The sequence below is a fragment of the Paenibacillus cymbidii genome, from assembly GCF_004764705.1.
In the GTDB taxonomy this organism is placed as follows: domain Bacteria; phylum Bacillota; class Bacilli; order Paenibacillales; family NBRC-103111; genus Paenibacillus_AN; species Paenibacillus_AN cymbidii.
Window position 1 is genome coordinate 113320 of sequence record NZ_SHLX01000005.1, and the last position, 12014, is coordinate 125333.

The window sequence follows — 12014 nt, forward strand, 5'->3', positions numbered from 1 at the left end:
CGATCACCCGTTACCGTAACCGATTCGGCCCCTGCTGTCAATGGTATCCCCGCCGCACGAGTTGCCATACCCGCGCATCGCTCCCCGCCAACTTCATGCCGCCGCGTCGTTTACTCAACCGCGTCTTCGCCGAACTCCAGCCGGACGACCGGCACTTCGCCCGTCAGCTCGTTGACCGGGATATCGCGAATGCGCAAATACGGACGCTCCCGCCAAAACCAGGGCAATTGGTCGACGCTCGTTTCCAACTCCTGCCCGGTGTTCAGCAGCACCGCACGCTTCGGCTTCCGCGCCAGCGGCCGGAGCACGATCGTATCGCTCTGCAGGTCGCGGTATGCGTGAACGTAAATCGTATTGCCTTTGCGCGTCAGCAGCACGTGCTCGCGAACCGTGACGCCGCCTTCCGGCGAACCGATGCGCGGAATTTCGTCATAACCGCCCATAAACGATGCCGGCTCCGCGCCGACGAACGCTTCCTTGACGGTGCGGTACCACTTGCCGATGCGCCGCAAGGTTGCCGCGTTCTGCTCGTCGATCGTGCCGTCGGCCTTCGGTCCGGCGTTCAGCAAATAGTTGCCGCCCATCGCCATAATTTTATCGATGCTTTGCATCAGGTATTTGTCGCTGTAGTAATCTTCGTCTTCGCGATAGCCCCAGCTTTCGCGGCCGAGCGACTGGCAAGCTTCCGTCGGCGTGCGGAAAGCGAAGCCGTCCGGCACGTGCCGCTCCGGCGTGCTGTAATCGCCTTTGTCCGGACCGCGGTCGTTGATAAGCAGACCAGGCTGCAGCGAACGGGCCAGCTCGTTCAGCTTCGGATCGTAATGCTCGGCCACGTTGACGTCCCAGAACAGTTGGTAAATCGGACCGTAATTCGTCAGCAGCTCGCGGATCTGTTTCTCGACATAGTCGTAGTAACGCAGCAAGTCCGGCTCGTCGCCCGGCCGCGGGCCGAACATTTCGTGATGGCGGCCGCTGTTCGGATAGTTCGGATGATGCCAGTCCGGCAGCGAATAATACAGGCTGAGCGGGAAGCCGCGGCGATTGCAAGCCTCCGCAAGCTTGGCCAAAATATCGGCCCCATAAGGCGTATTCGTCACTTTATAAGCCGTGTGGGCAGAGTCCCACATGCAGAAGCCGTCGTGATGTTTGGTGGTGAAGCAGATGTACTGCATGCCGGCTTCTTCCGCCAAATCCAGCCAGGCCTCAGGATCGAACTTCACCGGATTGAACTCGTGCATCAGCTGCTCGTATTGCTTGCGCGTGACATTGCCCCGCCACAGCACTTGCTCGTGCCAGGCCGGGATCGCGTACAGCCCCCAATGGATAAACAACCCGTACCGCAAATCGAAAAACCGGTCGCGCGCATCGTGAAATTTTGGCATCATCGCTTAAAGTCCCCTTCCGTTTCCTGTATGCGTATTTATCATACGATGCCGGTTTACAACATTCGTTCGATTTGCTAACCTTTATGTAGTCGATTCTAACTTCGTTTTCACTAAAAGGCGGTCCGTTTATGCACAATGCAACCTCGCCCGACTCCCTGCGCAGCTTGCTGGCGAATATGCAAACCGACGTCATTTTGGCCAATGTGCAGACGGTCGACCGGGATTGGCGGCGGGAGCGTTATGTCCATAACTTCAACCGGATGTACTTCATCCTGGACGGCGAAGGCGAAATCGAAGTCGACGGTGCCGTGTACCGTCCGGCGCCCGGCCAATTGGTCGTCATGCCTTGCAACGTCCGCCAATCGTACGGCACGATCAGCGACAACGTCTTCCGCAAATACTGGTGCCACTTCACCGCACGCATCGGCAGCCGCGATTTGTTCGAGCAATACCGGTTCCCGGTATGCGTCGACCTTGCCGAAAAGGAGCGGGCGCAGACAGAAGAGTCGTTCCGGCGCTTGATCGAAGCGTTGAGCTCCCCCGCGATCGGCTCCGTCCTGAACGTCCGCGCGGCGATGCTGCAATTGATCGCACTGTTCGTCGACGCCGGTTTTCGCCGCATGAATGTCCCTTCCGCCGCCACGCGCCGAATGAACCTCGCACTGCGTTATATCGACGACCATTTGGAGGAGAAAATAACCGTCGAACAGCTAGCTTCGCTGCTGCATTATCATCCGAACTATTTTATCCGCGCGTTCCGCTCCGTGCTTGGCTGCTCGCCGATCCAGTACATCAACCGGCTGCGCCTGGACAAAGCGCGGCAGTTGCTCGCCACCGACACGCCGATCGGCGATATTGCGCTGGCGGTCGGCATTGAACAGCACAACTTCTCCTCCATGTTCAAAAGCTACACCGGTTTCGCGCCGCGCGATTTCCGCCGCATGCTGAAGTAAAGGCTCCGCGCCTGCAAGCGCACGAAAAAACGCCCCCGCAACGAAAAGGGGCGTTTCTTCATGCAACCGTATAGAAGGTTAATTCCGGATGAGATAATCGAAGGCGCCCAAGGCGGCATTCGCTCCCGATCCCATCGAAATGATGATTTGTTTATATGGGCTGTTGGTGCAATCGCCGGCGGCGAAAACGCCCGGCAGCGTGGTTGCGCCGTGCTTGTCGACGACGATTTCGCCGATGCGGGTCCGCTCGACCGTATCGCCCAGCCAATCCGTGTTCGGTACGAGGCCGATTTGCACGAACACGCCTTGCAATTCGACATGCTGAACCGCACCGGTATCGCGCTCGATGTAGGAAATGCCGTTCACCTTGTCGGCGCCGTGGATTTCCTTCGTTTGCACGTTTTTCAGCACCGTTACGTTCGGCAAGCTGTACAGCCGCGATTGCAGCACGGCGTCGGCCTTCAGCTCCGGCATAAACTCGAGCACGGTCACGTGGCTGACGATGCCGGCCAGGTCAATGGCCGCTTCGATGCCGGAATTGCCGCCGCCGATGACGGCAACGTGTTTGCCGGCGAACAGCGGGCCGTCGCAGTGCGGGCAATACGCCACGCCCTTGTTCTTGAACTCCGCTTCGCCGGGAACGCCGACATTGCGCCAACGCGCGCCGGTCGATACGATCACCGCTTTGCTCTTCAGCACGGCGCCGTTCTCGAGCTCTACTTCGATCAGGTCCTTCTTCTCCAGCCGTTTGGCCCGCTGCAGCTTCATGATGTCTACGCCGTATTCCTTAACGTGCTCTTCGAGGCTAGCCGCCAGCTTCGGGCCTTCCGTATATTTGACGCTGATGAAGTTTTCGATGCCGAGCGTATCCATCACCTGGCCGCCGAAACGGTCGGCGACGATGCCGGTGCGAATGCCTTTGCGCGCGGCGTAGATGGCTGCGCTTGCGCCCGCCGGACCGCCGCCGACGACAAGGATGTCGTACGGCGCCTTGTCGGCAAAATCCTCCGCGCCCGGCGCAGGGCCGAGCTTGGCGACGATTTCCTCTAACGACATCCGGCCGCTGCCGAACGGTTCGCCGTTCAGGAATACGCTGGGCACGGCAAGCACGTTTTTGCTTTCGGCTTCTTCCTTAAAGGCCGCGCCGTCGATCATCGTATGCGAGATGCCCGGGTTGAGTACGCTCATGACATTGAGCGCCTGCACGACATCGGGACAATTGTGGCAGCTCAAGCTGATGTACGATTCGAACCGGTACTCGCCCTTGATGTTTTTGATCTGCTCGATGACGTCGGCGTCCACCTTGGGCGCCCGGCCGCTCACCTGAAGAAGCGCCAGCACGAGCGACGTAAACTCGTGGCCGAGCGGGATGCCGGCGAACGTGATGCCGGTATCGATGCCAGGCCGGTTCACGCTGAAGCTCGGCGTCCGCGTCAGCGTCGTTCGTTCGACGGCGATGCGGCTTGTCATGCCGGCGATTTCGTCCACCAGCGCCAGCATGTCGGTCGAAACTTCGTCTGACGCCGCGCTGACCCGGATCAGCACGTCGCCTTCCATCAGCTGCAAGTATTGCTGCAATTGTGCCTTGATATCTTCCTCGAGCATCATCGCTTACCGCTCCTTAAATTTTGCCTACGAGATCGAGGCTCGGTTTCAGCGTTTTGGCGCCTTCTTGCCATTTCGCCGGGCACACTTCGCCCGGGTTGTTGCGGACGTACTGAGCGGCTTTCACTTTGCCGACCAGAATGCTGGCGTCGCGGCCGATGCCGCCGGCGTTGATTTCAACGGCTTGGATGACGCCGTCCGGATCGATGATGAACGTGCCGCGGTCGGCCAGGCCGTCCGCTTCGATCAGCACGTCGAAGTTGCGGGAGATCGTGTGCGACGGGTCGCCGATCATGATGTACGTGATTTTGCCGATGGTCGCCGATGTGTCGTGCCATGCTTTATGCGTGAAGTGCGTGTCGGTCGATACCGAATAAACTTCCACGCCGAGCGATTGCAGCGTTTCGTATTGGTTCTGCAGATCTTCCAGCTCGGTCGGGCAAACGAATGTAAAATCGGCCGGATAGAAGCAAACGACGCTCCATTTGCCTTTGAAATTGGCTTCCGATACTTCGATGAACTTGCCGTTCTGGTACGCTTGGGCTTTAAACGGTTTGACTTCTGTTCCAATCAGAGACATGTGTTGGTTCCTCCTATAAGGTCTTTTTTGTGGGAACGATGAGAGCGTATGTACAGCTTCAACCAGCCGCGGCAGCTCATCCTTCCCTTCTATTATAGCCATATTATCACGCCGAGCCAATTCGATCATGAACCGATCATGAAGGAATGATGAAGGTTTGATGAAGTCGGGGCTTGCGCGGGGAGCGACGGGAGATATGGCACCCGGAAAAATGGGGGGAGGCGTAATGTTGGCGGGTTAAGCGACGGTAGCTGTTCCGGTCTGCTGTAAAGCTGAAATCAGCCTTATTTCGCTAAGTTTCCAAGCAATACAAGCTAATTTTTCCCTAAACACATAAAATTGGTTTATAAGCAAGTTCCTTTCTGATCGCTATCCCCTTGACTCAATCTCAAGTATCAACAACTTGTATCCCACTTCTAGAAAAGTGCCCCTACGATGCAGTTACACCATTCAGGTATCCCCTTCAAACTCGTTTCGTCCAAACGCCAACTTGAGCCAACGGGATAACCAGCAAACACATTCTTCCGTTGACCACCGCCGCCTCGCTCCCCTCCTCTCCCCATATACTCACAGCCGCACCAGTCTGAGCCGACGGGATAACCAAAAGACGCAAACTGCTGCCGAATATACGCACGCTCGCCGCCGCGCCAGCTTGATGAAGCGTATTGCAAAATAGGCCCTGATTTATTGCCTATTTCGCCAAAAACGGGCAGCCTCTCCAAAATAACCAGTGAAATCACTGGCTATTTCAGCTAAAAGGCCTGAGTTGGGTCCTGTCGGGACGAATAAGCCATGTTTTCACTGGCTATTGCAGGCGAGGCGGGCGAAATCGGGCAAATAAGCCATTTTTCATTGGCTATTCTGGTTACCCGCCCCGGCATAATGCGGCCGCCTTTGTTTTCCTCATTGATTCCGGACAAGCGGGTCGTAGTTTTAACGCAAGATACTCGTCAAGATATATTATTGTTTATCTGCACAAAAAAAACGGAACCGTCTTTGTCAAAAGACAGTTCCGCTGCTTGTACCAAGCATTCACATGCCATTCTTGCGATTCAATACCCCGCCTTGCGCAAATACTCCCGGCTTGCCGCCAGATCGGTCAGCGGCTGCTGCAGGTGAGTGTCGTGCTCCACGTAAACCCAGCCGTCAAAACGATGCTGCACGGCGGTATCCAGCACGAGCTTCGCGTCCAGCCCGATGTTGCCCTGGCCGAGGCCGCAGAAACGGCCGCGCCGGTGCCATTCCGCAGCCGCCGCGTCCTCCAGCAGCCAATCCTTCACATGAATCACCTGGATGCGGTCCGCGTATTTTTTGACAATTTCGACACAATCCCCGCCCATGGCGGCCAAATGGCCGATATCGAACACAATCCGGGTCTGCGGGCATTCCTCCAGAAACCGCTCCAGCTGCTCCTGCGTTTCCACCAACGTCCCCATATGGTTGTGAATCGCCGCATGAATCCCCCACCGTCGGCAGGCTTCGGTCAAGATGTTGACTTGCCGGCAGAACGTCGGAAAGTGTTTTTTCTCTTCCACCGTTACCCACACATAGTGCTGACCGAGTCCCGCCGTCCATTGAATCGACAATTCCACACTTGGTCCGCGAACTGTCGTGAACGCCATGCCGTCCTTGCGCATTCGCGCCGCTTTGGCCAGCGCTTCGTCCGGGCTGAATGCGGTAAGCCGCTCGATGCCCTCGTAGCCGATCGTACGCAGTTGGTTCCAACGATGCTCGTAGTCGAAGAAACCGCCGTCCCACACGTACATGCCGTAATCCGCAATGCCGACTTTCATTCGTCTCTCCCTTTCTTTTAAGCAGCTTCAATGTGCTGTCGCCATTCCTCTCCTATCATACTCTCGAACGACCGCGTTTCAAAGCTGGGCTTTGGAAAAACTTATGCAATAAACAATCGGACCTGATTTTCCGATACTAAGAGTAGCAGGTGTATCTTTATTTTCGCAAAGGAGCTTCCTCCCTTGACCTCCATCAACACGAATCCACTCCGCATTCTGATTGCGGACGACCAATTGCTTACCAGGGAAGGCTTAAAAGTGATCGTTGAGGCGGGCGGCGACCTGGAGGTCGTCGGAACGGCCAAAAACGGCGCCGAAGCTTACGAATGGGTCAAAAAGCTGGAGCCTGACCTGGTGCTGATGGACGTCAGAATGCCGGTGATGGACGGCATCTCCAGCTTGAAACTGATCAAAAAAGAGTACCCGCACATCGTGGTCCTCATCCTGACCACCTTTGTCGAGGACGAATATATCGTCGAAGGGTTGGCGAACGGAGCAAGCGGTTATTTACTTAAAGATATGGGGGGCGCAAGGTTGGTCGCCTCCATCCACGATGCGGTTGCGGGGCAATTCGTGCTGCAAGGCATCGTTGCGGAGAAGCTGGCGGCGCGGCTGCGGGCGTCCGGGCTGGAATCCGTCCCTGTGCATCTTTATGTGCCGCCTACGATGCCCCAATTAACCGAACGCGAAGAGGAAGTCGCCCGTCTGTTGATTCAAGGCTACAGCAACCGCGACATCGGCAGGCGGCTGCATATTTCGGACGGAACCGTCCGGAATTACGTGAGTCTGATCTACAGCAAGCTGGGCGTCAGCAGCAGAGGCAAAGCCATTGTCCGACTGACTCAGCTTCTCGGTTCCTAGCGGCACAATCCCCCGAAAACAAGCAAAAACGGCGGTACAGGAAACTTCCTGTCCGCCGTTTTTGTGCGGCTTCCTTTACTTTTTGCCGCTCTTCTCCACAATCGTTTGCGTCACCGAGGCATCCTCGTAGGCGCTCGATTTCACAACGAGCGGATACGAGCCCGGCGTGCCGAACGTGCCTTTCTTGATCGTCAGCTTGCCTTTGGCGATCGTGTACGCGGTGTCTTTCACAAGCGGAGTGCCGTTGTACGTGACAGCCGTTACCGTTGTCGGCAGCAAGCCGATCGTGTCCTTGAACGTGATCGCGATGTCGTGGCTCGCGTCATTGTTTTTCGTTGCTGCCGTCAAGGTCACTGCCGGCGCCTTCGCTACCGTTAGGGCAACCGTCTTTTCGTTCTCTTCCGTATCGACCGCGGTCACCGTCACCGTTTTGCCCGGCTGCGCCGTCTTCAGCTTGATCGTAAACTTGCCGGTTTTGTCCGCCTTCGCCGTGCCGATTGTCGCCGTTCCGACGCGGGCGGCAACGACCGTGCCGGTTGGAGCCGTGCCGGTAATCGTTTTGTCGGCCGAAGCGATTGCGGTCGTCTCAAACGACACCGCACCGGTTGATAGCTGCTGCTTCGCAAACGGCTCGCTGCGCTGGCCGGCCACTACCTTCAGCGATTTGGTCGTGTAGTTTTTCAGCGTCGTGCCGTTCGGCGCATACACCGTTACGCTGTATGTGCCTGCCGGCACGTATTTCAGCACGCGGCCGTTGTCATCCGTCGTCACGAGCGGATACACCTTGCTGCCGGAGGCGATTTTCACCGTAGCGCCCTTTACCGCCGCGCCGCTCGGGTCCAGCACGCTCAAGTAGATCCCGCCGGCTTTTTTGTCGCTGGCTTCCACGTAGGACGGCGCCTTCGGATCGACCGTTACCGTCGCGAAGCGCCGGTAGTCCGTACCGTCGTTGCTGTAATACGTGCTGATCGTCACCGTGCCTTTGGCTACGGCCGTAACGACGCCAGTCGAAGCATTGACCGTTGCGACCGCCGTGTTCGACGATTCGAAAGTCACGCCAGACGAAAGAGCAGCCGAGCTGTTGTCGGATGCGTTTGTCCGCAGCACTGTCGTATGCGTACCGCCTACCGGCAGCGAATATTTCGTCGCGTCCAGCGAGACGCCGACAAATTCGCCATTGTCGCCGCCGCCCGAACTTGCGGTCCACTTGGCGTAAAGCACCGTATCCGCGGAACCGACGGAAACTGTCGCCGCTGCGGCGTAATCGGTGCCGGTCCCGTCCGCCTTGGTGTTCCAGCCGGCGAACGTATAGCCGGTTTTCGTCAGGTTGCCCGAGTTGTCCAGCACCGTTGCGCTGGCGCCGGCCGTATAATCGTTACTGTCTTCCGGCACGCTGCCGCCCGTATTGCCGTTGCCGTCGTATATCACGACATTGGGGGAGCGAAGAATGTAACCGTCGCTCATTTCCGACCCGACAGCAACAAAACCGTGCGAACCGTAAGCGAGATCGAAAAGCAAATATTGCCCTTCTTTGTTGTGTACGATGCTCCACGCGCTGCCGTCGGCGGAACTCAATACGGTTCCTTCATTGCTTACCGCGACAAATTTGCCTTGACCGTAGCTTACGTTGACGATATATTCCGAATTGATTCCGCTGATTCGCGCCGCCCAAGTGACGCCGTTGTCGGATGAAACCCGGATCGTCCCGTCCGCACCGACAACTACGAATTGATTTTCCCCATAGACGATGCCGGAAAGAGAGGATGAGGTGCCGCTTGTTCGGGCGGTCCACGTGACGCCGTTATCGGCGGATGTCATAATGGCGCCCTGAGGGCCGACAGCGACGAACGTTCCGTTTCCGTAGGCAAGACTGAATAACGAGGTGGTGCTGCCTCCGGCATTTTGAGTCGTCCAGGAAATACCGTCCGGCGAAGTGGCGACGTACCCGCTCTCGCCGACCGCAACAAAAATATCGTTCCCGTATTCGACATCGATGACATGCTTTATATCCGCCGGAAGCGTATGCTGAGACCAGGACATACCGTCCTCCGATGTCGCCAATAGGTACGGTTGGCTAAATTTCGTCCCGAAAGCAACATACTTGCCGCCGCCGTAACCGAGCGTATCGATATTCACCATAGCTTCAATAGAGGCAGCGTTCCAGGACAAGCCGTCATCCGAATACAGAATCGAACCGGCCGGAGTGCCGGCCACATATTTGTCGTTGCCGTAAGCTGCGCCGTAGATCTGTTGTCCCGTCAGATCGACATTCGGATGGATCCACGACGAACCGGGAGAAGTGGCGTAAGCGGCGGGGATCAGTGTTGCCAGCAAGATTGCTGTCATCAGGAAAGATACGATACGTTTAATCATTACAGTCACTCCCCTGCTTGGTAAGCGAAACGGAAACGGAACCAAGCCGAAAAACCGCTTAGTCCCGCTTCCAGTTTGTTTATTTCTTGGTGCTCTCCACGATGGTTTGCGTCACCGACGCATCCTCATAGGCGCTCGATTTCACCACGAGCGGGTACGACCCCGGCGTGCTGAACGTGCCCTTCTTGATCGTCAGCTTGCCTTTGGCGATCGTGTACGCGGTGTCTTTCACAAGCGGAGTGCCGTTGTACGTGACAGCCGTTACCGTTGTTGGCAGCAAACCGATTGTGTCCTTGAACGTGATCGCGATGTCGTGGTTCGCGTCATTGTTTTTCGTTGCCGCCGTCAAGGTCACTGCCGGCGCCTTCGCCACCGAAAGGGCCACCGTTTTTTCGTTCTCTTCCGTATCGACCGCCGTCACCGTCACCGTTTTGCCCGGCTGCGCCGTCTTCAGCTTGATCGTAAACTTGCCGGTTTTATCCGCCTTCGCCGTGCCGATGGTCGCCGCTCCGACGCGGGCGGTAACGACCGTGCCGGTTGGCGCCGTGCCGGTAATCGTTTTGTCGGCCGAAGCGATTGCGGTCGTCTCAAACGACACCGCACCGGTCGCAAGCTGCTGCTTCGCAAACGGCTCGCTGCGCTGGCCGGCCACTACCTTCAGCGATTTGGTCGTGTAGTTTTTCAACGTCGTGCCGTTTGGCGCGTACACCGTTACGCTGTACGTGCCTGCCGGCACGTATTTCAGCACGCGGCCGTTGTCGTCCGTTGTCACGAGCGGATACACTTTGCTGCCGGAGGCAATTTTCACCGTAGCGCCCTTCACCGCCGCGCCGCTTGGATCCAGCACGCTCAAGTAGATTCCGCCGGCTTTTTTGTCGCTGGCTTCCACGTAGGACGGCGCCTTCGGATCGACCGTTACCGTCGCGAAGCGCCGGTAGTCCGTACCGTCGTTGCTGTAATACGTGCTGATCGTCACCGTGCCTTTGGCTACGGCCGTAACGACGCCAGTCGAAGCATTGACCGTTGCGACCGCCGTGTTCGACGATTCGAAAGTCACGCCAGACGAAAGAGCAGCCGAGCTGTTGTCGGATGCGTTTGTCCGCAGCACTGTCGTATGCGTACCGCCTACCGGCAGCGAATATTTCGTTGCGTCCAGCGAAACGCCGGCAACTTCGCCGCTGTTGCCGTTGTCGCCGCCGCCATTGTCGCCGCCGCCTTGGTTCGCGGTCCATTTGGCGTACAGAATCGTATCATCGGAACCGATTGTCAGCGATGCAGCTGCGGCATAATCGGTGCCGGTGCCGTCGGCTTTCGTGTTCCAGCCGGCGAAAGTATAACCGGTTTTCACCAGGTTGCCCGTGTTGCCCAAGATCGTAGCGGGATCTCCTCCATATGTATATACGGTAAAATCCAACGGCACGCTGCCGCCGGTATTGCCGTTGCCGTTATAAATGACACCGATGTCGGAGCGAATAATGGTGTGATCCTCGCCTGTTGCCACGAACGATTTGATGTTGGAGGCGCCGGCATAGAAGGCAACGTGATAAAGGTCCTTGGTCATGGCGGGATTGCTGCGATCCAGCCAGTCGATTCCGTTGGCCGATGTCAGGATCGTGCCGGTTTGGCCGACAGCAACAAAGCCGGCATTGCCGGAAGCGACATCAATCAAGCCTTTGGTTACGCCGCTCGTGCGGGATACCCAGGTGATCCCGTCGGTCGAGGTAAGAATCGTACCGGAAGAGCCCGTCGCAACGAATATGCCGCTGCCGTAGGTAACCCCATAAAGACTCTCGCTGGTACCGCTCGTTCGGGACGTCCAGTTTGCGCCATTATCATCGGAAGTGACAATTTTCCCGCTGCTGCCGACTGCGACGAACTTGCCGCTGCCGAAGGCAATGCCGCTCATGTCGATGCTGCCGGTTGCAGGCAAGGAGCTGGTTGGCGCTGCCCAGGTATCCCCGCCATCGCTCGAATAAATAATTAACCCCATACTTCCAACGGCGGCAACATAAGAACCATTGGCGGCAACGGCGTTTATAAATAACGTCGGGTCTGCCGCCAGATCCGTACCGGCCAAGCTTTTCGCAGTAAAGGTTGTCTGCCCGTTGGATGACGTCCATACGCCGCTAGCGGAAGGAGCATCGTCCACATAGGTTGTGCCGAAAATAACATATCGACTTCCTGTGTACGCGATGGCGTCAAAATACAAGTCAGTAGAACCAACAGCTGAAGATGTCCAGTCGTCGCCGAGATTGGAAAGCATTTTCTTGCCGTCGGACGTAATGGCTACGAATCGATTCGAGCCGGACGCAATTCCGGTAATATCGCCGGTGGCGTCATTCGCTACAGTGCTCCACGAAGAACCCGACGAAGCCGCAAATGCCACCGGTACCAGCATCGCGACCAGCACAAGCGTCAAAATAATTGAAATGATACGTTTTGATTTTACAGTCATCTCGCGCAC

Annotated in this window: 8 protein-coding genes; 2 read left to right on the forward strand and 6 right to left on the reverse strand. The window is 57.1% G+C overall.

Annotation, left to right across the window (positions count from 1 at the left end; all coding sequences use genetic code 11):
- Window positions 1-110 precede the first annotated feature (110 nt).
- The gene (locus tag EXY20_RS09100) at window positions 111-1385 is read right to left on the reverse strand and encodes an alpha-L-fucosidase (RefSeq protein WP_135549987.1); all 1275 of its coding nucleotides are present in this window, start codon (window positions 1383-1385) and stop codon (window positions 111-113) included.
- A gap of 128 nt (window positions 1386-1513) precedes the next feature.
- Between EXY20_RS09100 and EXY20_RS09105 the strand changes: the two genes are divergently transcribed.
- Complete coding sequence (locus tag EXY20_RS09105) at window positions 1514-2338, forward strand: AraC family transcriptional regulator (RefSeq protein ID WP_135549990.1); 825 nt, start codon at window positions 1514-1516, stop codon at window positions 2336-2338.
- A gap of 78 nt (window positions 2339-2416) precedes the next feature.
- On the opposite strand, the gene ahpF is transcribed toward EXY20_RS09105, so the two are convergent.
- From ahpF to EXY20_RS09120, 3 genes are all read right to left on the reverse strand, one after another.
- Window positions 2417-3946 carry an alkyl hydroperoxide reductase subunit F gene (gene ahpF / locus EXY20_RS09110; protein WP_135549992.1) on the reverse strand — a complete coding sequence of 510 codons (1530 nt, stop codon included), beginning with the start codon at window positions 3944-3946 and terminating at the stop codon, window positions 2417-2419.
- A 13-nt stretch (window positions 3947-3959) separates the two neighbouring features.
- Window positions 3960-4523: an alkyl hydroperoxide reductase subunit C gene (gene ahpC / locus EXY20_RS09115; RefSeq protein WP_135549995.1), complete on the reverse strand. Its 564-nt coding sequence runs from the start codon at window positions 4521-4523 to the stop codon at window positions 3960-3962.
- A 1052-nt stretch (window positions 4524-5575) separates the two neighbouring features.
- Window positions 5576-6316, reverse strand: a complete 741-nt coding sequence (locus EXY20_RS09120; RefSeq protein ID WP_135549997.1) for a sugar phosphate isomerase/epimerase family protein — start codon at window positions 6314-6316, stop codon at window positions 5576-5578.
- 183 nt (window positions 6317-6499) lie between these two features.
- Here EXY20_RS09120 and EXY20_RS09125 point away from each other — a divergent pair, with 183 nt between their 5' ends.
- Window positions 6500-7177, forward strand: a complete 678-nt coding sequence (locus EXY20_RS09125) for a response regulator (protein WP_135549999.1) — start codon at window positions 6500-6502, stop codon at window positions 7175-7177.
- Between the two features lie 75 nt (window positions 7178-7252).
- Here EXY20_RS09125 and EXY20_RS09130 read toward each other — a convergent pair whose 3' ends face one another.
- Complete coding sequence (locus EXY20_RS09130; RefSeq protein ID WP_135550001.1) at window positions 7253-9550, reverse strand: hemoblobin-interacting domain-containing protein; 2298 nt, start codon at window positions 9548-9550, stop codon at window positions 7253-7255.
- A 79-nt stretch (window positions 9551-9629) separates the two neighbouring features.
- Window positions 9630-12005, reverse strand: coding sequence for a hemoblobin-interacting domain-containing protein (locus EXY20_RS09135; RefSeq protein ID WP_135550003.1), 2376 nt, complete (start codon window positions 12003-12005; stop codon window positions 9630-9632).
- Window positions 12006-12014: the final 9 nt, after the last annotated feature.